Consider the following 22,750-nt stretch of genomic DNA (forward strand, 5'->3'; position numbering starts at 1 on the left):
TTTAAAATTCTTCCTTTTAAATGTATATAATGGAACTAGGACAATCGAATCTATTATTGGAGCGTGAACTATATGGAATCAATTTTAAATGTGGCCAAGCATTTGACTGAAAATGCTCAATCTCTATCTAACACAATCGTTGATGACATAGTGCCTACTTTTCCCCACTCTGTTTCCCAACAGGAAATTGACCAAGCTAAAATTGTCTATACCGAGTTTCTGGAATTCCTTGGCGCTTCATTATTGAACCCGGAAGAAAATGTACATACCGAATTAGTAAAATGGAGCAAAAAAAATGGAGAGCTTCAGGCAGCTCTTGGCCAGCCAATTTCAACGGTGATTGTCCGCTATCCATCAACCCGCTCCATTTTCATTGACCATTTAACAGCTGTGTCCATGGCTTATCAATTGCCAGCACTCGAAATGATAAATTTAATCAAACGGTTTAATTATTTACTGGATATCAGTTTGAATGAAGCCATCTTTGCATTTGAACGGTTGACTGAAGAGAAACTCACCGCCAACCGCCGCCAAATCAATGAACTTTCTGCTCCGATTGTATCCATTCAAGAAGGCATTGCCGTTCTTCCGTTGATCGGTTTGATCGACCGGGAACGGGCTCAATACCTGATGGAACATATCGTACCGAAAATCCCTTCTTTGAATATTGAAATGCTGATTGTCGATTTCTCTGGCATCCTCATGATCGACAACCAAGTGGCTGACCAGTTACTGAAAATCTCAAGTATGCTGAAGCTGCTCGGTATCGCTATCGCTTCTACGGGCATCCGTCCCCAAATTGCACAGGCGATGATCCATGAAGGCGTCAACCTTTCGACCATCCGAAGTTATGCAACTGTCAGACAAGCTCTAGAAGATATGAATAAATCAAAGACCGGAAAATAGCAAAATGCGTCGAGAGAGGGTTCACTGGATTTTCCAACGGCTTGCCGTCAGAATGGTTGTAAGTTTCAAACCATAAAGGAGTGGACAGAAATGGAGAAATGGCTTTTATACGGAGCTTATGGCTTTACAGGTGAATTGATTGCACGCGAAGCAGTTAAGCGAGGGCTGTCTCCGATTTTGGCTGGCCGAAATGAGCAGAAACTTCAGCCGCTCGCAGATGAATTAAATCTCGACATGCGCGCTTTTTCTTTGGATGCACATGCGGCGGGCCATTTGGCCGATGTTTCGCTGGTCCTCCATTGTGCCGGCCCTTTCAGCAAAACTAGCCAACCCATGATGGAAGCCTGCCTTTCTGCAGGGGTGCATTATTTGGATATTACCGGGGAAATCGACGTCTTTGAACAAGCCCATGCCTTAAAAGAAGAAGCGAAACAAAAAGGCATCATTATTTGTTCCGGTGTCGGTTTCGATATTATTCCAACTGACTGCACAGCTTTAAAATTAAAAGAATTAATGCCGGATGCCGTTTCGTTGTCTCTTGGCTTTGATTCGGACTCGGGAATTTCGAGAGGCACTTATAAAACGATGATCGAAGGATTGGGTTCCGGCAGTACGGTCCGGCAAGACGGGGAGCTAACGCCTGTGCCTCTTGGAAGCCAGCGCCGCGTCATCGATTACGGGCGAGGGCCGCGTTCTTCCATGGGCATCCCTTGGGGAGACGTTTCAACCGCTTACTACACAACCGGCATTCAAAACATTTCTGCTTGGACGCCCGTCCCCCGCCCAGCAGCAGTCGGCGCTCGCTTTATCGGCGGCCTGCGCCCTGTTTTATCATCCGCCGCGGTTCAAAAAACATTGAATAATTGGGTGGATAAGCGCATATCCGGACCCGACGAAGAACTTCGCTCCAACTCTCCCGCTTTTATATGGGGAGAAGCCCGGAATGCAGCAGGCTTAAGAAAAGTTGCTCGCCTTCAGACAGCCAATGTATACGACTTAACGATTTACGGCGCATTGGAATGTGTCACTCGAGTGCTGGCTGACCGATTTACGGGAGGCAGCTACACGCCATCCATGCTATTCGGCTCAAGCCTTGTCGAAGAACTGCCAGGCTCCGGAAATTTCGAAGTCGATACCTTTTACCCTTGATCAACTAATAGAAAAAAGGGTTGTCCCAAATTACTTTTGAGACAACCCCTTTTTTAATTCTTCAGTAATTGCATCCGTTGGTTGAACAAGGTCGGATAAGATAGGAATCCTAACAAAACGCTCGTGACGGCTGCAGTCGTTAGCAATAGGAACATGATCAGCAACTGGAATTGCACGGCTTGAATTGGATCCGCACCCGCAATGATTTGTCCGCTCATCATACCAGGCAATTGCACAAGCCCGACGGTTTTCTGGCTCTCGATGGTCGGGATCATACTGGCTTTGATCGATTGGATCAATTGTCTGTGAATCGCTTGTTTCGGGGTGCCTCCAAGCGATAGGATCAGTTCCGTTTGATCTTGATGCGATTCTACTTCCGAAGTGAAGCGATTCAAGAATAAGATGGAAAGCACCATGGAGTTCCCGATCACCATGCCGCTGATGGAAATGATGTATTGCGCAGTTGGAGGCGTGATATGGAAGCCTAAGAGAATGCTTTGAGTGAGGACTTCCACAAATACGAGCGTCACCGCTATTTTCCAGGTAATTCCTTTAATCGCGGCACCTTTCTTCTGTGCATTATGAGTGGCCGCTACAATCATCAACGTCACCATCAGGAAAATATAAAGCAAGCTCTCCGAATCAAAGACGAATTTCAGGATAAATCCGACTGCCAGCAATTGAACAATCGAACGGATCGTTGCAATAATGGTGTCTTTTTCTAATCCAAGATTCAAGGTCTTCGATAGGATCAAGGGAATGACAACGAAAATAAGGGTAATCGATAAGGTCAAATAAGTCATTTAACTTCCCCCTTCACAAAGACTTTGACTTTTTCATTGTGCGGGTCTTCCAATAATTCGCTTTCCCCGGTTTCGACAACTTCCCCGTCCATCATGACCCAGGTAAAATCACCGATTTCCAAAGCTTGCTGCAAATTATGGGTAATCCAAATGATTGCTGCTTTGTATTTTCGATTGATCTTTACAACCAATTCTTCGATTTCTTTCAGTGAAGTCCGGTCTAAAGATGAAGTGATTTCGTCCAGCAATAAAATTTGAGGGCGGTTCACCAAAGTCCTGGCAATCGACACTTTCTGCCGCTGCCCTCCTGATAAATCTTTGACGTTCCTCTTTAAAAGTTCTTTTTCTAAACCGACATCTTCCAATAAGCTAAGAGCCCGGCTTTCCTCCAATTTTTCATTTTTCAATGCCAGCGGCAAATTTAAATTGTCATAGACAGATCCATCAATCATCGGCGCACTTTGCAAAGCAATGCCGACAGTCTGGCGAAGTTCCACCGGTTCATATTGCTGGATCGATACGCCGTTAATATAGATTTCACCGGATTTTGGTGACAATAAGCCATTGCATAATTTAAGCAAGGTCGTTTTCCCTGCTCCAGACGGTCCCACTAATGTGGTGATTTTTCCGGCTGGAAAAGAACCGGTGATGTCTTTTAAGATGTTCAGGTTTCCGATGGAATAATCCACATGCTTAAAATGGATCGCCGGTTTATAGTCGATCGCCATAGTCCCACTCCTCTTCTCAAAAAATAAAACAGCACACAGTCAGCAGTGTGCTGTTTAAAATCGCTTTACTCTTCTAATTTGCGTTCAGCGAATTCATCATCCATCTTAAGGAAGTATTCTCCGCCTTCTTCAATATGTTTCATCCGGGTAATCATATCACGGAACATTTTTTCTTCTTCCATCTGTTCTTCAATAAACCAGTCAAGGAAAGATAAAGTTGCATGTTCCTGCAATTCATCGGCTAATGTAACCAGTGCATAAATATTGCTTGTGACATCTTTTTCTTGCGCTAAAGAACTTTCTAACACGTCCATGGCACTGTCGTAATGGTTTCTCGGTTCACTCAAGGATTGCAGCATTGGCTTTTCATCCATTGTAACCAAATACTCGTAAAATTTCATCGCATGAAAATGTTCTTCTTTCGCCTGCACTAAATAGAAATTGGCAAATCCATGATACCCTTTTTTCGAGAAATAAGCGGCCATGGCAGTATACGAATGGGATGCCTGCAACTCGTTATTGAATTGGTCATTTAACGCTAATACTAGTTTTGACGGCAACATGTGATCATCCTCCTCTTCCTTATTTAGAATCATTCTAATGTAGATAATATAACATATCCCTTAAATCATTGCAAAATAAATGAGAATAGAATAATATAATTGAGAATAATAATCATTTAAATGAAGATATAAAACTTTCTAAACGATAATAATTATTATTTAAAAATATTATTAATATATTCTATTCGATTTCGAAGCTTTTAACTTACTTTTAGTAACCGATTGTTGTATGATAACGGTACAAGCTCGATTAAGCTATTCAAGAGGGGGAAGCAAAATGACTTCTACAAAATTAGAACCTGAAGTTTTTTCAGTATTAAAAGATAAAATAAAAATGGTTGAATCCGATGAAGGAGCGATCTATCTCGTAGGGCCGATCCGCCTTCCGGTTAACTTATACGATGAAACCGTTATTTTCCAATGGTATTGCTGGTTGAAACACGATGAAACAACAGATGATATCGAAAGCATCATCGAAAAACTTTCTTCGTCGAACCTGGCTGAATACCAACAATCAAGTGTATTGGTATACGGAGATTTTGAAAACAGTGAAGACGCTTTGATTCGCATGCATTCGATTTGCCATACTGGAGATATCTTCGGCAGCAAACGCTGCGACTGCGGCTTCCAATTGAAACAATCCATGAAGCAAATCACAGAACACGGTTCTGGCGCTTTGTTCTATTTGGCGAACCACGAAGGACGCGGCATCGGACTTTTCAGCAAAGCGATGGCTTATGTCCTGCAGGAAAACGGCTATGACACGGTCGAAGCCAATGAAAGCTTGGGATTTGTCGATGATTCGCGGAACTACGAAGACGCGATTGCCGTCTTAAAAACCCTTCGGACAAAACCGGTCACTTTGCTGACCAATAACCCGAAAAAAATTCATGCGCTTGAAAATGCTGGACTGCCGCTCGCTGGACGCACAGCACTTTGGGGCGATAAATCGGAATACAATTCCAAATACCTGCAGACAAAAATCAATCGTTCCGGCCACTTACAAGACGAGGAGGGCCCTGTTCATGCCAAACCATGAGTTTTATATGGATTTAGCCTTGAATAATGCCCAGTCTATGAAAGGACAGACCTTTCCGAATCCCTTGGTAGGTTCGGTCATCGTCAATGAAAGCCGGATTGTCGGCGTAGGTGCCCATCTTAAAGCCGGGGAACCGCACGCAGAGATCCATGCACTGCGGATGGCGGGCGATGCTGCAAGAGGAGGTACCATTTATGTCACCTTGGAACCCTGTTCCCACCACGGCCGGACAGGTCCTTGCGCTGAAGCAATCATCAAAGCTGGATTGAAAAAAGCTGTGGTGGCCACATTAGACCCAAACCCTGTCGTTTCCGGAAATGGCGTGAAGATGCTGGAAGATGCCGGCATTGAAGTAATCGTTGGCATACGCGAGGAAGAATCCCGCAAAATGAATGAAGTCTTCAATAAATTCATTGTTAAACAGCGCCCTTTCGTTACGTTGAAAGCCGCTTCTACTTTAGATGGCAAAATTGCGACCCATGCCCTCGACAGCAAATGGATCACTTCCGAAGAAGCACGCTACGATGTACATAAATTGCGAAGCGAAAACCAAGCGATTCTTGTAGGAGTCGGAACTGTCATCGAAGATGATCCCGAATTGACTGCACGCATCCCTAATGGCCGCAACCCTTTGCGCATTGTCTTGGATTCCAGCCTGCGCATTCCGCTGGATGCGAAGCTCGTGACAGACTCTTTAGCAGAGACTTGGATTTTCACGGCAAAGCAAGTGGATGGAAACAAAAAAGCGGTATTGGAAGAACGCGGCATACGCATTTTCGAGACTAGCGGAGAAACCCGGGTCGACCTTCCGGATGTTTTGCGCACGCTCGGCGAGCAGTCGGTTTCTTCTTTATTCATCGAAGGCGGCGGAACAGTCAACGCCTCGTTCTTAGAAAATGGGTTTATTGACAAAGTAGTGCTCTACTTCGCTCCGAAATTGATCGGCGGCAAGAATGCCCCGACGTTTTTAGAAGGAAACGGGTTTGATTTGATGAAAGATGCCATCGACCTCGAAGAAGGCGATTTTACGAAAGTCGGCAAAGACTTTAAATTTACAGCTTATCCAGTTAGGAGATAAAAAAATGAAATTTGGATTCGATATTGATGATACCTTAATCGATTTGCGGGGCTATGCATTCCAGCTTTATCAACAGAAGCTAGGGCGCGAAGTTGCCCGTGAATTGTTCGATCAGCTTAACCGAGTAGAAATCCATGAATTATTCGATTTGACGGACGAAGAAGGAAGCAATATGTGGAATAGTTCGCTCGCTGAACTATATTATGCGGAATGCCCTGTTTATCCAGGCGCTGTGGAAATTCTGCAGCAGCTCGATAAAGAAGGCCATGAAATTTTCTATATTACAGCTCGCGGGGCTGCACATGGAGAGGAAACGAAAAACTGGATGAAGAGCCAGGGCTTTCCTGTAAAAGACAGCCAGTTTTATTGCGGCATGAAAGACCATGAGAAGTTTGAAATCATCAAAAATCTCGAACTGGACTATTATTTTGATGACAAGCCTGCAGTGATCGATACTTTGTCCGGTGATTCCTTGAATGTCATTATCCGCGACCAATCGTACAATCGGCATGTCGAAGGACTCCGCTTAACTGACTGGTCTGAGTTCCATCAACTTGTAAAAAGCAAAACCAACTAAAAAAGCTGGCCATATTCCGTGGCCAGCTTTTTTCTTTATCCATTAAACCAAGTCTTCTTCGCTCAGCCCACTCGAACCAAACGCATCTTCCAATAAATCAAATCGTGCTATTTGCGTGACTTTTCCCTCTTTCACTAAGAAAAATGAATAAAGGATGACTTCTCCGTCCTCATTTTCCCAAGAAGCTTTTTGTTCATAGATCACTTTGCCGTCTTTCACGTAACGGGCGAGCGTACGCAATTGAATTCCGGAGTTTTCTATCCATTGTGCAAGCATGTCATGGCCCGCTGCTGTTCCTCTCGGCCCGCTGATTTCGACATTTGTCGCTGATAGGCTTAGCACACCGTCAATATCTTTGGCATTTACACAATCCGTCCATTGATCTGCTGTTTCGATCACTGAGTTCATCTGGCATGGCTCCCTTCATCAGGCAATTTCTCAAAAATCACTAAGGCAAGCGTCGCTGCCGGCCCGGCAATCAGCGATAGCAGAAACCAATTCAATCCGCTCCTGTTCTTCCCTTGGGCAATTCCGGCATTGATCAACGCTAAAGTACCCCAACCCACAAAATAATCGCCTTCCACTCGCCCACCCCCTTTTTCTAAATTTTAGCACAAAGCCTGCTTTCCAACAGCGGCAAATGCTGTTTTCTTTAGGATTTTGACCGCAAAAAAAGAAGCCGCTTTCCCGCTGCTTCTCAGTAATTTTCATTTTTTATTTTCTTGAAAGTCCGGACAAACTTCATCGGATTTTCAAAGACTTTATAAGTGACCACTCCCCTATGCGTGTGCAGATAAAGGAGATTGGCTTCTTCCGAAAACGATTTATAGGAAATATCCCAGACATTGTCCAAGCTGAATTTTGTCGTTGAAGCGATAAGATGGTCTTCAAAAAGATAGATGCTGTATTCTGATTGCGTAATCTTCATTTCACCGGCTTCAATGGACCGTTCGGTGTCGATATAGGTAATGGTTGATAAAGCATTCGATTGATCCATTTCGGCTCGCCTCCTAGCATTCTGTATGGAAAGTTTAACCCATAAAGCCAGGTATACGCAAAAGATTCGTTTTAAAAAAAGCAGACAAGCCAGTAGCTGTCCGCTTTGAAAAATTACTTATTCATCATTCGCTGTCAAAATACTCATTGGTCAAATCCCCATTGACGCCGATGGCTGCAGCACTTCCTTCGCCTGCTGCAATCACCAATTGGGAAGGGACGATAAGCGAAGCGTCTCCTGCAGCATAGACATTCCAGACGTTCGTGCGTCCATAGCCATCCGTTAAAATGCCGCCGTATTCATTTTGGTCACAGCCTAATTCTTTCGCGAAACTTGTCGGATGGCTCCAGAGCGGTGTGACAAACCCGCCTGTTCGGTCAATCAAGGTTCCATCTTCAAGTCTGACGCTGCGTAACTGTCCATTTTCGCCTTCCAACCCATCAATGATCTCTTCCCTGACTTTAATGCCTTTGGCAATCAGCTTATCCTTCTCTTCCAGATCAAGCCTTCCTTCTCCATTGGTGAAGACTACCAAATCTTTGCTCCAGGTGTATACTTTTTTCGCCAATTCAAAGACACTCTTATCCGCAATGACTGCGAGCGGCTGGTCCTTTAACTCCCATCCATCGCAATACGGACAGCTAAAAAGGCTCGTTCCATAGAATTTCTCTATGTCCGGAATATTCGGAAGCTGTTCTTTCAATCCGGTAGCCAGGATAATCTTGATGCTATGGAAAGTCTCGCCTTGCTCCGTCGTCAATTCATAATGGGTTTCCGTCACGCGCTTTATTTCTTTTACGCGGCTGTTTTTCAACTTTACCGAGTCATATTTGGCAATATCTTGACGTCCCAGTTTCTTAAATTCTTCAGGACAGATGCCGTCGCGTGTAATAAACCCGTGCGATTCACGAGTGACTAAATTCCGGCCGTGGTCATCATCGAACAATAGCGTGTTTCTGCGGGATCTTCCAAGAACCAAAGCGGCGTTCAGTCCAGCTGGCCCGCCTCCAATAATTGCGCAATCATATATCATGACATCCATCCTTTATAAATCAGTTTAATCATAGAGTTTCCCGCTTACATAACAGGATAAACGGAGGAAAAGCCCTGTTTTTCGAATTTCAGCCAATATAAAAGCCGCCTCCTGATTGGAAGCGGCAATTTTTTACACTTGTTTAGCCAATAAACCTTTCAAAACTTCAATGAAGAATTCGTTTTCTTCTTTTGTCCCGACTGAAACGCGGATGTACTCCGGCAAGCCCCACGTTTTTCCGTATCGTACAATAACACCTTTAGCCATCAATTCCTTATAAAGCGCTTCTCCGTTAGGCCCTACATTCACCAAAACAAAGTTAGCCATACTTGATGTATACGCCAAACCTAATTCATCAAAAGCTTTGTAAAGCTGCTCACGCCCTGCTTTATTGGCCGTTTGAGAAGCTTCAACATGTTCCTTGTCTGAAATGGCTGCAGTGGCCGCTATTTGGGCAAGCGTGTTGACGTTGAATGGCTCTTTCACTTTTAAAATGGATTGCACAATCGATTCCGGTGCAATTCCGAATCCGACCCGCACCCCTGCAATGCCGTAGATTTTCGAGAATGTCTGAAGTGCGACAACGGGGTACCCTGCATTAATATACTCAATGCCGTCCGTATAATCCGCTGCCTCGGCGAAATGGCTATATGCTGCATCGATGACGACGAGTACGTCTTTGACAGCATTCAGCAATTTTTCGATGTCCGCTTTTTGCATATACGTGCCTGTCGGGTTATTCGGCGAACAAATATAGATGATTTTCGTTTTTTCCGTTACTGCGGCGATCAAGGCGTCCACATCGTATTCGAAACCGGCAGCAAATGGCACGGGTACGACGTCTGCCCCCATAATATGTGCGCCGAAATCGTATTCACTGAATGAAGGCGATGGCACAATAATTTCATCTCCTTGTTCAAGGAACGCTTCCGAAATTAACGTGATCAATTCGTCCGCGCCATTCGTCGTGATGACTTGAGAAGGAGTAACTTCATAGCGGTCCGCAATGGCTTGCTTCAATACTGTCGCATCGGCATCGGGATAGCGATTCAATTCAGCTAACCCCGTTTGGATAGCTTCTACAGCTTTCGGAGAAGGGCCAAGCGGATTTTCATTTGAAGCTAATTTTATGACGCGATCCAATCCCAATTCTTTTTGGACTTCCCAGATCGGTTTCCCTGGAGAATAAGGCTGAATCGTTTCTAAAGTTTTGCGTGCTTTAATTGTAATGGGGTTTGTCATATTGATTCCTCCAACAGTATTATGTATTTTTATTTTAATGTATTTATAATCATACCATTTAAGACATACAATTCAACGCTGCTTGGCTACTCGATTCTACTTAATCCGAGGAAATCAGCGGCTTAATCGCTGGTTTTTGGCGGTTGACCAAATAGATGCTTAAAACAATCAATAATAAGCCGATGACTAAAGTTGCGGTTACCGGTTCATGCATAAAGACGGTCCCGGTTAAAACCGCAATCAGCGGGACTAAAAAAGTGAACGCCGCTACTTTGCTTGCTTCCCCATTATTCATCAAGTGGAAATAAATAACGAAGGCGATTGGGATGCCGAATGTGGAACCGAATCCAAGGCCAAAAAGGTAAGTGGCATTCCATGTAATCTCTGTCCAGTTTTCTGTGAAGCTTCCAGCTGCGATTAAAATGATGCCGCCGATGATGAATTGCAAAGCAACCATCCACATCGAATCAATGCGCAAACTGACTTTTTTCACATAAATGACACCCAAGGCCCAACTAAGAGCAGCAAGCAGCCCTAAGACAATCCCGGTTACCGATAAAGTTCCAGATAAACTGTCTGCACTGATAACCAAAATGCCAAGGAAGCCTAAAAACAGTCCGGTTATTTTAAAAACCGTCATTTTCTCGCCCAGCCAAAGCCAGGCGAAGATGCCGATCAGAACCGGTTGAAAATAGACAAGGACCGAAAACAATCCGCCTGGCAAGTAATTGAGGCCTGCTGTTTGCAGCCCGTAAAAAAGAACCGCATTCAATAAAGCCGAAATGGTATAGGCCGGCCAATTTTCCCGCCACTTGATGCGTTTCCAAACCGGCAGCAAGACAAGTGCCAATAACAGCCCGCCAATCAGCGAGCGGGCCCCCGCAAAAAGGATCGGCGGCGTAAAATCGAGCGCTGCTTTATAAATGGACCAGCTGATTCCCCAGATAAAAACCAGCAGAACGAGAAGTGCAGTTGCCCGGTTCCAATATTTTGCCATCATACAGCCCCCGATAGTAAGATTGTCTATAATAGTTTATTGTACAGAATAATGGCATTATTGGCACGAGGCAAGGGTACTATTTGTGTCCAGCGTACAAATGTGTTTTACTGTAACGAGACAAACATAGAGGAGATTTTCAGATGATCAAAAAAATGAAATTTGCATTAGCCCCTTTTCTTTTATTGTTAACATTGGGAGCTTGCTCAGATAATGAAGAGACACAGCCAAAAGAGGACGAAGCTGCAAAATCAGCGGAAGAGACCACGGAAGAGCAGCCGACAGAATTGGAGCTGCCTGCTGAAGAAGACGTCGTAGTCGTTGTTAATGAAGAAGAGATTTTAGGAAATGTCTATAATAGTGTCGCACGCCAGTTGGAAAGCACTTTGGCAGCAGACGGCAAAAAAGCATCCGAACCGGAAAATGCGGAATTGGTGAAAGAACAGGCGATTACTGTGATCGTCGGCAATAAACTGATTTTGCAGGATGCGGAAGAAAAAGGCTATAAAGCGGAAGATGCCGCTGTTGAAGAGCGTCTTGAATCATTGAAAGGCCAATTCGAAGATGAAAAAGCGATGAACGAAGCTTTGGAAAGAACCGGATTCACTTTGGATGATATGGAAGGCCAGCTCCGTGACCAAATCGTCTACGAGCAATATGTAGCGGAAGAAGTAAAAGCAAAAGAAGTGACTGACGAAGAAGTGAAAGAAGCATATGATGGCTTCGCTTCGTCATCTGAACAAGAAGCTCCAGCTTACGAAGAGATGGAGCCGACCATCCGCCAATCGCTTGAACAGCAAAACACACAGCAAGCTGTTTATGACCGCATTGAAGAATTGAAAGCGGCAGCTAAAATTGACGTGAAAATTTAAATTAAAACCCCCAGCTAGCATTTCTGTGCTAGCTGGGGGTTTTTGATTTTATAGTTTTCCTTGGCAGTAAGCGAGAACTTCCGCTTCTTCGTCTTCTTCAAGAGCGAATTCCAACGCATTCCGGCTCAATTTGTCTATAAAATTGTAAAAGGCAATGCGCGTCTCTTCCCCTTCGACTGCGAAAATGACGCGAAGTTCCAAGCCGCCTTCTGTATACAACTCATCGTCTTCGTCAACTTCTACATCAAGCAAGAACTCGTAGCGCTCGCCTTCAATGATGCCTGTCGGGTCTTTTATCTGAGAAATGCTGTAATTCGTAATTTCCATGTCATAACACCTCCGTCCCTTTATTCTAGCCTTTATACAGGCATTTGGGTAGCCTTTCGTACATCTGTTTAAATCGAACGGCAACGGGAATACAGATAAAACCGAAACAAATAAAGGAGTGGAATATTAGATGAAAGTATTAGTAATTGGTGCAAATGGACAAGTTGGACGAAATATCGTAAAAGAACTTTCAGCATCCGAACATGAAGCTGTGGCAATGGTGCGCAAAGAAGAACAGGTGGACCATTTGAAAGAATTGGGTGCACAAAAAGTGGTTCTCGCTGATTTGGAAAAAGATTTCAGTGATGCTTTCAGCGAAGTGGACGCAGTCATTTTCGCTGCAGGATCTGGCGGTTCGACCGGTCCGGACAAAACTTTGACGATCGACTTATGGGGCTCCGCCAAAGCGGCTAAATATGCAGAAGAAAATGGCGTAAAACGCTTTGTTCAGTTGAGTTCGATGGGTACGAACGATCCGGATGCCGGCGGCGAAGAAATGAAGCCATACCTTGTTGCTAAGCGAGCAGCGGATGAAATCCTAAAATCGACGAATTTGGATTATACGATCGTCCGCCCTGGTGCTTTATCGGATGAAGATAAAACCGGCAGCATCGAAGTGTCAAGTTCCGGCTTTACTTCCATGGAAGGCCGTTCCATTCCGCGCGCTGATGTAGCGAGTGTTTTAGTGACGGTATTAGACCGTCCAAACACTTACCATAAAACTTTTGAAGTGCTGCAAGGCGGCAATACGACAGCTTCTGAATTGGATTCCCTGTAATCGTCTGTCTTAGTGCGTGAATTAAGGGCGGATAGATTTTCGCTCCTATTTATGGTACGATAAGCCATACGATAATAGAGGACGTGATAATTATGATTAATATTCAACCCCCAAAAGCGGATGTGACAATTACACAGCGCAAACAAGAAGTAACTGGAGATGAAGCCATCATAAAGCCATTGTATGGTTTTATTGATTTGCATGAAATTCCGCGTGATAAAGGCGGCATTATTCAGTTCTTCAACCATAGCGGCGAATTGCTGTTTGTCGGCAAAGCCCGCAAACTTCGCCAGCGTGTGAAAAAACATTTCGAAGACAATGTATCGCCTTTGAAAAATCACCGTGATGAAGTCTACCGCATCACTGTTTCCATCGTGGAAGATCCGATGGAACGCGAGATTTACGAAACGTATTTGATCAATGCGCTTCAAGCAAAATACAACGTTGATAAAGTCTTCTACAAAGACTGATTCGAAAAAGCCCGCAGAATGAATTCATTCTGCGGGCTTTTCTTTTTCCGTATTTACGCGACGATTATACATTTTTAAAAATAAATTTCACAGGATTCATAAATGAATTTATATGCACCCTGAAAAATTTCCATGCGTTACGCGCTTCTTTTGTTATTCCCTAAAGCCGCTTTTCAAAATAATGGCGGCTATGGCCAGGCGGATGATTTTCAAGCACGCCAAATTCAACGAATCCCTGTTTTTTGTAAAAGCCCGGTGCCTGAAAACTAAATGTATCTACGACCATTAAATGGCAGCCTGCCTGGCGCGCGTATTGTTCCATCTGCCCCATCAATTGTTCCGCAATTCCCTGTCCTCGCGCATTTTCATCAACCCACAAAAAATCGATGTGCATATGGCGCCAAAATCCGGTTCCAGTAATTCCCCCAATGATTTCATCGCTGTCATCGCGTGCGATAAAACTTACTTCGTCTATCGGCGATTTGATTTCGTCCGGCACATTGGCCATATTGTGTTCAATGACTTTGCCGCGTATAAAATCACGGTCCTCTTTTATTTCCTGCTGCACAATCTTCATCCCGTATCTCCCCCAACTTATTTTTATGCACTTTCTTCCTTATTTTCGCATCCAGCTTCGCTGCTTGCACGCCTTTTCCAGGTTTTAACCGCATTTGATAGAGGGAATAGTAAACTACTAACTACGTTTTTTGGAGGAACCTTTATGTCATCTTATGCAAAAGAAATTCCGTCGGCTTGGTGCAGAAGTGAATACGACCCTTTGCGTTTTGTCTTGCTTTGCCCGCCCAACTATATGGAAATAAAAGAAGTCATCAATGATGTCCAAAAGCGATATCAAGAAGAAAATATTGATGTAGCGATTGCGATGGAGCAGCATCAAAAATTTGTCGAAGCTTTAAAGGCTCAAGGAGTGGAAACCGTATTGCTCGATCCTTCTGAGGAATACCCCGAACAAGTCTTCACCCGCGACATCGGCTTTACAGTAGGCGATACAGTGTTTATCGGTGAAATGGCTTCTTCCATCCGCCAAGGAGAAGAATGCGTCTTGCAAGATTGGCTTGACGCTGAGCAGATTCGTTCAAAAACCCTCGGCAGCAACCGGGTAGAAGGCGGCGATGTCATCATCGACGGCGATACCCTCTACATCGGCATCAGCAGCCGGACTTCAAAAAATGCCGTTCGCGAATTGCAAGAGAAGCTTCCGAATTTTAACGTCATTCCGATTTCTTTTAATGATAAATACCTGCATTTGGATTGCGTATTCAACATCCTTTCTCCGACCGAAGCATTGATTTTTGAGGAAGCATTGGATACAGAAACTGTAGAAATGTTAGCAGAACGCTATACGCTCCTTCCGGTCAATGCCAAAGAACAATTTGCGCTCGGTACGAATGTATTATCAATCGGCAACAGACGCGTATTCAGCCAACCGCAAAACGAAGACGTTAATCGACAGCTAAAAGCCCATGGCTTTGAAGTCATTGAAATCGATTTTTCTGAAATCATCAAATCCGGCGGCGCTTTCCGCTGCTGTACGATGCCCATCACAAGAAAATAAAATTTTACAATCGTTTGATCAAAAAAGGAAATCCCTAGTAAAACCGGGGATTTCCTTTTTCATTTTAAAGCCGCCTGCTTTTCTGCAGCCATTAAAAATCCTTCTATCAATCGATTCCCTTCAGGCGTCCCGATCGATTCAGGATGGAACTGAAAGCCAAAGACCGGATAATCCCGATGCTTTACTGCCATGATTGTGCCGTCATCTTCTGCCACTGCCTGGACTTGAAAACAATCCGGCAACGAACTCTCTTCAATCGCAAGCGAATGATAGCGCATGACCGGCAAAGGCGTGGAGAGTCCTGCAAAGGCTCCTTGCTGTTTGTGGCTGACCATTGAAACTTTGCCATGCCGAATCTCCGGTGCTTGAACGACCTTTCCGCCAAATGCAGTGCCGATCAATTGGTGTCCTAAGCAAATTCCAAGCACTGGAATGGATTGATAGACAGCTTCAATCAACTGCAGGGATTCCGGCAACTCTTCCGGATGCCCCGGACCGGGAGATAAGATGATGGCTTCCGGCTGGAGCGCAACAATTTCATCTACCGTCATCACACCGTAGCGGACCACTTTAATTTCTTTTCCCAGTTCTGCTGCCGCCTGATAAATGTTATAAGTGAATGAATCATAATGATCGATCAATAAAATCATCCGAACACCTCCGTCAGTGAACGTGCTTTATGCAATGTCTCTTCGTACTCGGCTTGCAGATCCGAATCATAGACGATGCCGGCACCCGCTTGGACATGGACAAACTGATCCTTGACGACAAATGTCCGGATGGCAAGCGCCACATCCAAATTGCCATTATAGCCGATATAGCCGATAGCCCCTCCGTATACACCGCGGCGCTCTTCTTCGTACTGCTGGATCAATTGCATGGCGCGCACTTTCGGAGCTCCGGAAACCGTCCCAGCAGGCAGGCATGACACCAAAGCATCTAGAGGGTGCATCGCTGTATTCAAGTTGCCGGTCACTTCTGAAACGAGATGCATCACGTGCTGGTATTTTTCAATCGCCATGTATTTTGGAATCTTCACTGAACCGATTGCAGCTACCCTGCCGACATCATTGCGGCTGAGATCGACCAGCATCTGATGTTCCGCGCGCTCCTTTTCATCATTTGCCAGCTCTTCAGCAAGCATCTGGTCTTCCTCTTCTGTCCGCCCGCGCTTTCTTGTGCCAGCGATTGGATTGGTCACCATATGGCCGCCGCGGATGGTCAACAAGCTTTCAGGAGAGGCCCCCACTACCGCATAGTCCTCAAAGTCGATATAGAATTGATACGGTGACGGATTTTGTTTGCGCAATTTCCGGTACAAGTCGAAGGCACTGCCTGTATAGGAAGCCGACAAACGCTGCGATAGGACCAATTGAAAAACGTCGCCTTTTCGGATATGCTCTTTCGCTTGCGCCACTTGCGCACGGAATGCAGCTGCATCCGTTTTCGATGCAAAATCCAAAGGGTCTTGGCTTTCCCTTTCCTCTCCTTTTTCAGGTACGCGCAATTGCTGTTCCACTTCACCAAGCTTGTCTTCGAACGAAATAATGGTGACATCATTTTTCACGTGGTCAAAAACGATGATCGTTTCGTATAAATGCAGATGGATATCCGGCATCGCCAAACTGTTTTCCTTGGCTGCCTCAATTGGCTCATACGCTTGAATGGCATCGTAGCCGATATAGCCGAGAGCTCCTCCTGTAAACGGGATGCCTTCCAATTCCGCATCGTGAACTGGAAGGAGGGACTTTAATAGTTCAAGCGGCTTCCCTGTATGGTGAATGACTTTTCCCGTTCTAAAATCCTGCTCTTCCAGTTTTTCTCCATGCCCGATAAATGTTTTGGAAGGGTCTGCTCCGATAAACGAATAGCGGCCCGTAAGGCTCGTTTTCAACGAACTTTCAAGCAGGCATTTTCTTGGCCCTTTCAACCGGTTGAACACCATGATCGGTGTCAGGGAATCACCATCAATTTTCTTAGTTTTCATCTCTGCTCATCTCCTCTAAGTTAAAAGACAGCGCATTTAAACCATAAAAAAACCCCTACAGGAAATAAAATCCCTGCAGAGGACGGTTCAACCGCGGTGCCACCTCATGTTAAAGCTGATCCAGCTTTCACTTGATCCCCTGTAACGCGGGGCAACGGATTCCTCTACTCCGATTTCAAGGAATCACTCATAAGTCCATTCACGCCCGTTCCACACCAGTTTCCACCTGCCACTGGCTCTCTTTGAGTGGAGATCACGCGCTACTCTTCTTATTCATCGATTTGCTCTGCTATTCTCAGCTCAACTGTACTTTGGCGATGCCGCTCCCGGCACCTTCTGCCATCATCCGTACAAAAAGGTTGCTCCTATCTTATTCAATTCCTACTTCAATGTCAACCATCCACTGTTCTTTCTATCGGATAATTCTGTATTAATCAATAAATTTACGGTATAACTATTATTAAGCACGATAACCTATAACAAGGGAGGCTATACAAATGAAGAAGAAATCTTTCTCTTTATTAGCAGGAATGTTGACTTTACTGTTGATTTTAACCGGCTGTGCAGGTGAGAGCGGCGGAAGTGACAGCAGCGGAGAAGGTTCCGGCGATAAGACGACCATCAGTTTCATGCATTGGCGCAATGAAGACAAAGCTGTACTCGATGAGATTATTGCCGAGTTTGAAGCAGCCAACCCCGACATTGCTGTTGAAATGAACATTTATCCTTCCGACCAGTACCAAGCTACTGCACAGCGCATGCTGCAAGAAGGTTCTACAGGCGATGTATTCACTTCTTTCCCAGGAGCCCAATTTGAATCCTTGCAAAAAGCAGGCATTTTTGCCGACTTGACAGAAGAAGAGTTTGTTTCGAAATTTGATGAAAATTTAATTTCTGTCGGGCAGAAAGACGGCAAACAAATGGCGCTTCCTTACCAGCTCGTATTTAATATTCCGGTCTACAATAAAGGCATGTTTGAAGAATTAGGATTAGAGGTACCAAAGAGTTGGACTGAGTTTCAAGAAATGGCCGATACACTTCTTGAAAATGGCATCACGCCGATCGCTTTCCCAGGTGCAGATATTGGCCCTAACCAATTCATGAACAGCATGATGATGAATAACGCCTTAGATGAAGACGTCTTTGCAAAATTGCAAAGCGGAGAAGAGTCTTTGACAAACGAATGGTGGGTCAAGACTTTGGAAGACTTCCAATTGCTTGAGCAAAAAGGCTATATCCAAGAGAATGCATTAGGAACGAATGCTGATTCCGCTATGGCAATGGTAGCAAATGAGGAAGCTGCCATGATCGCGACAGGTTCTTATCATATGGCTTCGATCATGGGTTTAAATCCGGATTTGCAATTGGATCTGCTTGCCCCAATTACAGTTGAAGAAAGCGAAGCCGTGTATGAAGGCATCAATACCGCTACTTTCATGCTTGCGGTCAACAGCAAGTCTGAAAAACAGGAACAAGCGAAGAAATTCATCGATTTTCTCAGCGAGCCTGAAATCGCTTCAAAATATGCGAACGGTACAGGCCAGCATTTAACAGTTACAGACGTGAATTACGAATCAGAGGAATTGAAAAATACTGCTTACTGGATTGACGAAAAGAAAACACGGTTCCAGCCGCGCTTCTTAATCACCAACGCACAAATCGAAGATGCGGTGTTGAGTTCAATTGAAAACGTACTCGGCGGTGAAGATCCAATGGCAGCGGCAGAAGCTGCCCAGAAAATCGTAGACGAAAACAGGGAATGATGTCATGAAAACTTCGAAAACCATTTATTTATTTTTTATCCCAGGATTGATCCTTTATAGCATTTTCTTTCTATATCCGACTGTTAGCGCCCTCTTCTACTCGTTTACAGATTGGGATGGCTTCAGTGAAGCGTTTCAATTTGTCGGATTCAATAATTTTGAAAGAGCACTTACCGGAGACTCGATTTTCTGGAAAACCGTCGGCAACAACTTGAAATTCATGTTGGTTGTTGTTATTTTTCAAACGATCGTGGCCCTCGCTTTTGCGATGATTGTTTTGAAAAATACGAAGACTACTGTATTTCTTCGCGCGTTGTACTTTTTCCCGACGATCTTATCATCAGTTTCGGTAGCATTTATCTGGTCATTCATTTATGATCCTTCCCTTGGGATTTTAAATCAGCTGCTTGAATTAGTGGGACTCGATTTCCTTGCACAAAACTGGCTCGGCAATGCGAATATCGCCATCTACTCATTGGCCATCACCCAGATTTGGTTTCACGCGGGCCAGATGCTCATCGTTTTCGTTGCCGGCTTGCAAGCGATCCCGCAGGAAATGTACGAAGTGGCAAAAATCGAAGGCGCCAGCAAATGGCAGACTTTCCGAAGCGTCACGTGGCCATTGCTTGCTCCTTCTGCTACGATTGTCGTCGCTTATACGACCATCCAATCGTTTAAAGCATTCGACCTGGTCTTTGCCATGACTGGCGGCGGACCGAATAACTCGACTGAAATCATTGCGACTTATATTTATGAAGTCGCTTTTAGAAGCTATCAATTCGGTTACGCGAGTTCGATTTCCGTGATCTTTATGATTATTATCGCCTTTATCACGTTCCTGCAATTTAAAGCATTGCGATCGGATCGGGTTTCTTACTGAAGAAAGGAGGACGACAGCTTGTTTTTTAAAAGGTTTTCCCTATTCGTTTATGCTTTGCTAATCCTAATTCCGCTAGTCATGGTCTTGCTGACTTCTGTTAAAACGCTTCAGGAAACTTTTGCAAACCCGCTTGGCTTTCCTGAAGGCGGCATTAAGTTCGATAATTACGTCGCTATTTTCCAAGAACAGACCATGGCCGGTTATTTTATGAACAGTACCGTCGTCACTTTGTTCTCGGTTTCCCTGACCTTATTGTTTGCCGCTATGATCGCCTTCGGCATTACACGGCTCAGCAATTGGCTAGGCAATATTCTTTTCGCCTTGTTTACGCTCGGCATGATGGTGCCGGCCCAAGTGATCATGGTGCCGCTTTACTCGCTCGTGCTGAATATCGGGCTTACCAATAGTTTAGTTGGACTAATTTTGGTCAACATCTCTTCTACCTTGCCGATCGCTGTTTTCATCCTGACCGGATTCATGAAAACTTTGCCAAAAGAATTGTTCGAAGCTTCGACAATCGACGGCGCGGGCAATTGGAAGATGTTCACGAAAGTCGCCATTCCCTTGTCCCTGCCTTCTCTTTCGGCAACCGCTATTTTTCTTTTCGTGATGCATTGGAACGACTTGCTTTATCCGTTGCTGTTCATCACGGACAACGCTTATAAAACTTTGCCGCTCGCTTTATTGGAGTTCAGAGGGCAATATGCCACTAACTATCCGATGCTGTTCACCGGTGTCGTCATTGCATCCGCGCCGATGGTCGTTGCCTACGTTTTCTTGCAGCGCTATTTCGTCGCCGGCATGACAGCGGGCGCGGTAAAAGGATAAATATATCGAAGAAAGGCCGGTACCCGTTTTGGGCACCGGCCTTTCTCATTACCAAAGCTGCGGTTTTGCGACCATGAGCCAAAGCATCACGAGCAAGAGGAAAATGTAGATCCAGACAGAACGGTTCAATTTCTCGATCAAGTTTTTACGGTCAGCGCCAGGCGATTCGAATTTTTTTAAAGTCGGCTTGAAAGCCCGCGCAAGGAAAAATACCGAAGCGAACATGATAGCTAAGGTCATGACAATCCATGAAGTGGACCATGGCCAATAGCCGAGCCAAATCATCAGCACACCCGAAGCTACCAATACGTGCCCTGCGTGTTTAACAAGCCGGATCGCAGATTTAAATGTTTGAATTTGCGCTTCCAACACGTTTTCCGCCACCCCTTCCATTCGTTTCAGCAAAGGGATCAGTACAAAAAACGGCCCGATGGATAAAATAGCGCTCATGATATGCGCGAATAAAATCAATGTATATAGCATAAATCATTTCAACGTCCTTTTTTTCGTTCTTTCTTTATTATAGGCTACCGGAATAATTTAAAAAAGGAGCGGCCGCAGATCATCTGCGCCACTCCTTTTCTATCTAACTTGCATTTAATCAGTTGGCGAAATAATGTTTGCCAATTTTCGTAACGACGTCGCGAGTGAAAATCCACGTATCCGTTACACCTGCAGGATTATAGTAATACGTCGCCCCGCCTGTCGGATCGGCTCCTTGCATCGCGTCTCTCACAGCTCGGTAAGCGGAAGAATTCGGGTTCAGCCAATACTGGCCGTCATTTACAGCCGTAAAGGCGTTGCGCTGGAAAATGACATTGTATGTACTGTTTGGGAAATGGGCTGAATCGATGCGGTTTAAAATAACTGCTGCAACGGCTACTTGCCCTTTATAGCTTTCGCCCCGTGCTTCTCCATGCACCGTACGCGCCATCATTTTAACTTGATCGATTTTGTTTTGCGTCAAAGGACCTGTATAGCCCGTTGAAGGAATATTGAAATCGCGCTGGAAACGACTCACCGCTTTTTCAGTTATCGGGCCGTAATAGCCTGTGGGATCTACATGGAAATAATCGAGCTTCTTCAATAATGTCTGCAATTCGGTTACTTGCTGCCCCGTAGAGCCTAATTGCAGATCTCCAGAATGAGCTTCTGCTTCTGTTTGAGAAAAACTTAGAAAGAATACAGTAAACAAGACAAAAGTGAATGTTTTAATGATTTTCATGCTTTCTCTCCCTTCTATTCCGGAACCATTGAGTGTTCCTTATCCCAGTATAGAGTTCGAGTGGGGTGAATCATATCCATCAGACCTACTTTCTTTATCGGAAAGAAAAGTTCAAAAGTCGCGTCTGTTTGATTTTTATTGAAGAAAGAAAGGTTTTTTCGATAAACTTTATGAATTTATGCTCATGTCCTTAAAGGATAAAAGATTCAAAAATGAGCAATCTAATCCTGCAGGCACTCTCTATTCTCCATAGCGACATAAAAGAAAAAAGGGCTTTCGCAAGCCCTTTTGAATGGTTATTTCCGAATCAAATGCAGCTGTGCAAATTGTCCGGATTGTTTGACCGACTTCAGCTCGTATTCAATTTCCTTATCAAGTTTTTGGAACAGTGGGATGCCCTTGCCAATTAAGGCGGGTGCGATTGAAATTATGAATTCGTCTATCAAATCTTCCCGCAGAAAAGCTTCAATCAATAAGCTGCCTCCGATTACCCAAATATTTTTTCCTTGGCGTTTTCGAAGCCGTTCGACAAAACTCGGGATGTCTTCGTTAGTAAAAATAGCGTGTTCACTGTTTTCAGTCGATCTAGTCGAAAACACATAGCATTCTTTGTCTTCATATGGAAACTTTCCTTTTTCCATTTCCATCACCCACTCATAGGTGCGCCTTCCCATTACGACCGTATCAACCGTTTCCATGAATTCAGCATAGCCGGCGTCTCCATCCATTTCGACTTTGAAAAGCCAGTCCAACGAATCGTCTTCGGTCGCTATATAGCCATCCAAGCTCTCGGCTATATAACAGACAACCTTTCTTTGCTCGCCCATTTTTTCACCTCTTCCAAGTTTGATCACTTGCTGCGTTTCATTCACTATATCACGATGCTGCCTATCCGGAAGTTAACTAAGCATAAAAAATAGCGCCGAGGATTT

The 22,750-nt window shown here is 44.6% G+C and carries 28 protein-coding genes and 1 other annotated feature; of the genes, 12 read left to right on the forward strand and 16 right to left on the reverse strand.

The window, feature by feature from the left end; translation table 11 throughout:
- Positions 1-72 precede the first annotated feature (72 nt).
- Entirely contained in the window at positions 73-906 is an 834-nt protein-coding gene (locus tag NFU07_RS10670; RefSeq protein ID WP_251477876.1) for an STAS domain-containing protein, read from the forward strand.
- A 90-nt stretch (positions 907-996) separates the two neighbouring features.
- Positions 997-2,055: a saccharopine dehydrogenase family protein gene (locus NFU07_RS10675; RefSeq protein WP_251477879.1), complete on the forward strand. Its 1,059-nt coding sequence runs from the start codon at positions 997-999 to the stop codon at positions 2,053-2,055.
- Between the two features lie 53 nt (positions 2,056-2,108).
- Here NFU07_RS10675 and NFU07_RS10680 read toward each other — a convergent pair whose 3' ends face one another.
- From NFU07_RS10680 to NFU07_RS10690, 3 genes are all read right to left on the reverse strand, one after another.
- On the reverse strand, positions 2,109-2,858 hold the full coding sequence (locus NFU07_RS10680) for an ABC transporter permease (protein WP_251477882.1): 750 nt from the start codon (positions 2,856-2,858) through the stop codon (positions 2,109-2,111).
- Positions 2,855-3,586: an ABC transporter ATP-binding protein gene (locus NFU07_RS10685; protein WP_251477885.1), complete on the reverse strand. Its 732-nt coding sequence runs from the start codon at positions 3,584-3,586 to the stop codon at positions 2,855-2,857. Before NFU07_RS10685 ends, NFU07_RS10680 begins: the two co-directional genes overlap by 4 nt.
- 65 nt (positions 3,587-3,651) lie before the next feature.
- Positions 3,652-4,149 (reverse strand): ferritin, encoded by a 498-nt coding sequence (locus NFU07_RS10690; RefSeq protein ID WP_251477888.1) that lies wholly within the window; start codon positions 4,147-4,149, stop codon positions 3,652-3,654.
- A gap of 277 nt (positions 4,150-4,426) precedes the next feature.
- Here NFU07_RS10690 and NFU07_RS10695 point away from each other — a divergent pair, with 277 nt between their 5' ends.
- Genes NFU07_RS10695 through NFU07_RS10705 form a run of 3 tightly spaced genes read left to right on the forward strand, consistent with a single transcriptional unit; the run spans position 4,427 to position 6,843 of the window.
- Positions 4,427-5,188 carry a GTP cyclohydrolase II gene (locus NFU07_RS10695; RefSeq protein WP_235197954.1) on the forward strand — a complete coding sequence of 254 codons (762 nt, stop codon included), beginning with the start codon at positions 4,427-4,429 and terminating at the stop codon, positions 5,186-5,188.
- Positions 5,175-6,266 (forward strand): bifunctional diaminohydroxyphosphoribosylaminopyrimidine deaminase/5-amino-6-(5-phosphoribosylamino)uracil reductase RibD, encoded by a 1,092-nt coding sequence (gene ribD, locus NFU07_RS10700; RefSeq protein ID WP_251477891.1) that lies wholly within the window; start codon positions 5,175-5,177, stop codon positions 6,264-6,266. The genes NFU07_RS10695 and ribD overlap by 14 nt, the downstream gene beginning before the upstream one ends.
- A 4-nt stretch (positions 6,267-6,270) precedes the next feature.
- Positions 6,271-6,843, forward strand: a complete 573-nt coding sequence (locus tag NFU07_RS10705) for a 5' nucleotidase, NT5C type (RefSeq protein ID WP_251477894.1) — start codon at positions 6,271-6,273, stop codon at positions 6,841-6,843.
- 42 nt (positions 6,844-6,885) lie between these two features.
- On the opposite strand, the gene NFU07_RS10710 is transcribed toward NFU07_RS10705, so the two are convergent.
- The 6 genes from NFU07_RS10710 to NFU07_RS10735 form a co-directional block, all read right to left on the reverse strand.
- A complete protein-coding gene (locus tag NFU07_RS10710) occupies positions 6,886-7,251 on the reverse strand; it encodes a nuclear transport factor 2 family protein (protein ID WP_251477897.1) in 366 nt (121 codons plus the stop codon).
- Positions 7,248-7,427 (reverse strand): hypothetical protein, encoded by a 180-nt coding sequence (locus NFU07_RS10715; protein WP_251477900.1) that lies wholly within the window; start codon positions 7,425-7,427, stop codon positions 7,248-7,250. Before NFU07_RS10715 ends, NFU07_RS10710 begins: the two co-directional genes overlap by 4 nt.
- Positions 7,428-7,540: 113 nt before the next feature.
- Positions 7,541-7,840, reverse strand: coding sequence for a hypothetical protein (locus NFU07_RS10720; protein WP_251477903.1), 300 nt, complete (start codon positions 7,838-7,840; stop codon positions 7,541-7,543).
- 124 nt (positions 7,841-7,964) lie between these two features.
- Positions 7,965-8,873 carry an NAD(P)/FAD-dependent oxidoreductase gene (locus tag NFU07_RS10725; protein ID WP_251477906.1) on the reverse strand — a complete coding sequence of 303 codons (909 nt, stop codon included), beginning with the start codon at positions 8,871-8,873 and terminating at the stop codon, positions 7,965-7,967.
- Positions 8,874-9,005: 132 nt separating this feature from the next.
- Positions 9,006-10,115, reverse strand: a complete 1,110-nt coding sequence (gene hisC / locus NFU07_RS10730) for a histidinol-phosphate transaminase (RefSeq protein ID WP_251477909.1) — start codon at positions 10,113-10,115, stop codon at positions 9,006-9,008.
- A 100-nt stretch (positions 10,116-10,215) separates the two neighbouring features.
- Positions 10,216-11,112, reverse strand: a complete 897-nt coding sequence (locus NFU07_RS10735) for a DMT family transporter (protein ID WP_251477914.1) — start codon at positions 11,110-11,112, stop codon at positions 10,216-10,218.
- 143 nt (positions 11,113-11,255) lie between these two features.
- Here NFU07_RS10735 and NFU07_RS10740 point away from each other — a divergent pair, with 143 nt between their 5' ends.
- Positions 11,256-11,984 (forward strand): SurA N-terminal domain-containing protein, encoded by a 729-nt coding sequence (locus NFU07_RS10740; protein WP_251477917.1) that lies wholly within the window; start codon positions 11,256-11,258, stop codon positions 11,982-11,984.
- A 48-nt stretch (positions 11,985-12,032) separates the two neighbouring features.
- Here the strand turns inward: NFU07_RS10740 and NFU07_RS10745 are convergent, their stop codons facing one another.
- A complete protein-coding gene (locus NFU07_RS10745; protein WP_251477920.1) occupies positions 12,033-12,311 on the reverse strand; it encodes a DUF6509 family protein in 279 nt (92 codons plus the stop codon).
- A 130-nt stretch (positions 12,312-12,441) separates the two neighbouring features.
- Here NFU07_RS10745 and NFU07_RS10750 point away from each other — a divergent pair, with 130 nt between their 5' ends.
- Together NFU07_RS10750 and NFU07_RS10755 are read left to right on the forward strand one after the other, a co-directional pair.
- Positions 12,442-13,089, forward strand: coding sequence for an SDR family oxidoreductase (locus NFU07_RS10750; RefSeq protein ID WP_251477923.1), 648 nt, complete (start codon positions 12,442-12,444; stop codon positions 13,087-13,089).
- A 92-nt stretch (positions 13,090-13,181) separates the two neighbouring features.
- The gene (locus tag NFU07_RS10755; RefSeq protein ID WP_397443725.1) at positions 13,182-13,559 is read left to right on the forward strand and encodes a nucleotide excision repair endonuclease; all 378 of its coding nucleotides are present in this window, start codon (positions 13,182-13,184) and stop codon (positions 13,557-13,559) included.
- A 160-nt stretch (positions 13,560-13,719) separates the two neighbouring features.
- Here NFU07_RS10755 and NFU07_RS10760 read toward each other — a convergent pair whose 3' ends face one another.
- Complete coding sequence (locus tag NFU07_RS10760) at positions 13,720-14,136, reverse strand: GNAT family N-acetyltransferase (RefSeq protein ID WP_251477926.1); 417 nt, start codon at positions 14,134-14,136, stop codon at positions 13,720-13,722.
- Positions 14,137-14,280: 144 nt separating this feature from the next.
- Between NFU07_RS10760 and NFU07_RS10765 the strand changes: the two genes are divergently transcribed.
- Entirely contained in the window at positions 14,281-15,135 is an 855-nt protein-coding gene (locus NFU07_RS10765; RefSeq protein ID WP_251477929.1) for a dimethylarginine dimethylaminohydrolase family protein, read from the forward strand.
- 59 nt (positions 15,136-15,194) lie between these two features.
- On the opposite strand, the gene NFU07_RS10770 is transcribed toward NFU07_RS10765, so the two are convergent.
- Entirely contained in the window at positions 15,195-15,785 is a 591-nt protein-coding gene (locus NFU07_RS10770) for an anthranilate synthase component II (RefSeq protein WP_251477931.1), read from the reverse strand.
- Entirely contained in the window at positions 15,782-17,122 is a 1,341-nt protein-coding gene (gene trpE / locus NFU07_RS10775; RefSeq protein WP_251477933.1) for an anthranilate synthase component I, read from the reverse strand. The genes NFU07_RS10770 and trpE overlap by 4 nt, the downstream gene beginning before the upstream one ends.
- A 75-nt stretch (positions 17,123-17,197) precedes the next feature.
- Positions 17,198-17,408: a binding site (T-box leader), on the reverse strand.
- A 211-nt stretch (positions 17,409-17,619) separates the two neighbouring features.
- Here trpE and NFU07_RS10780 point away from each other — a divergent pair.
- From NFU07_RS10780 to NFU07_RS10790, 3 genes are read left to right on the forward strand one after another with little or no spacing between them, the layout of a single operon-like run.
- Positions 17,620-18,885 carry an ABC transporter substrate-binding protein gene (locus NFU07_RS10780; protein WP_251477935.1) on the forward strand — a complete coding sequence of 422 codons (1,266 nt, stop codon included), beginning with the start codon at positions 17,620-17,622 and terminating at the stop codon, positions 18,883-18,885.
- Positions 18,886-18,889: 4 nt separating this feature from the next.
- Entirely contained in the window at positions 18,890-19,765 is an 876-nt protein-coding gene (locus NFU07_RS10785) for a carbohydrate ABC transporter permease (protein WP_251477937.1), read from the forward strand.
- Positions 19,766-19,783: 18 nt separating this feature from the next.
- The gene (locus tag NFU07_RS10790) at positions 19,784-20,593 is read left to right on the forward strand and encodes a carbohydrate ABC transporter permease (RefSeq protein WP_251477938.1); all 810 of its coding nucleotides are present in this window, start codon (positions 19,784-19,786) and stop codon (positions 20,591-20,593) included.
- A gap of 48 nt (positions 20,594-20,641) precedes the next feature.
- On the opposite strand, the gene NFU07_RS10795 is transcribed toward NFU07_RS10790, so the two are convergent.
- The 3 genes from NFU07_RS10795 to NFU07_RS10805 all read right to left on the reverse strand — a co-directional run bounded on the left by NFU07_RS10795 (position 20,642) and on the right by NFU07_RS10805 (position 22,645).
- Entirely contained in the window at positions 20,642-21,076 is a 435-nt protein-coding gene (locus tag NFU07_RS10795; RefSeq protein WP_251477940.1) for a DUF2269 family protein, read from the reverse strand.
- A 118-nt stretch (positions 21,077-21,194) separates the two neighbouring features.
- The gene (locus tag NFU07_RS10800) at positions 21,195-21,818 is read right to left on the reverse strand and encodes a cell wall hydrolase (protein ID WP_251477943.1); all 624 of its coding nucleotides are present in this window, start codon (positions 21,816-21,818) and stop codon (positions 21,195-21,197) included.
- Between the two features lie 296 nt (positions 21,819-22,114).
- Positions 22,115-22,645 (reverse strand): dihydrofolate reductase family protein, encoded by a 531-nt coding sequence (locus NFU07_RS10805; RefSeq protein ID WP_251477946.1) that lies wholly within the window; start codon positions 22,643-22,645, stop codon positions 22,115-22,117.
- Between the last annotated feature and the right edge of the window lie 105 nt (positions 22,646-22,750).

The organism is Planococcus sp. NCCP-2050 (assembly GCF_023708025.1).
In the GTDB taxonomy this organism is placed as follows: domain Bacteria; phylum Bacillota; class Bacilli; order Bacillales_A; family Planococcaceae; genus Planococcus.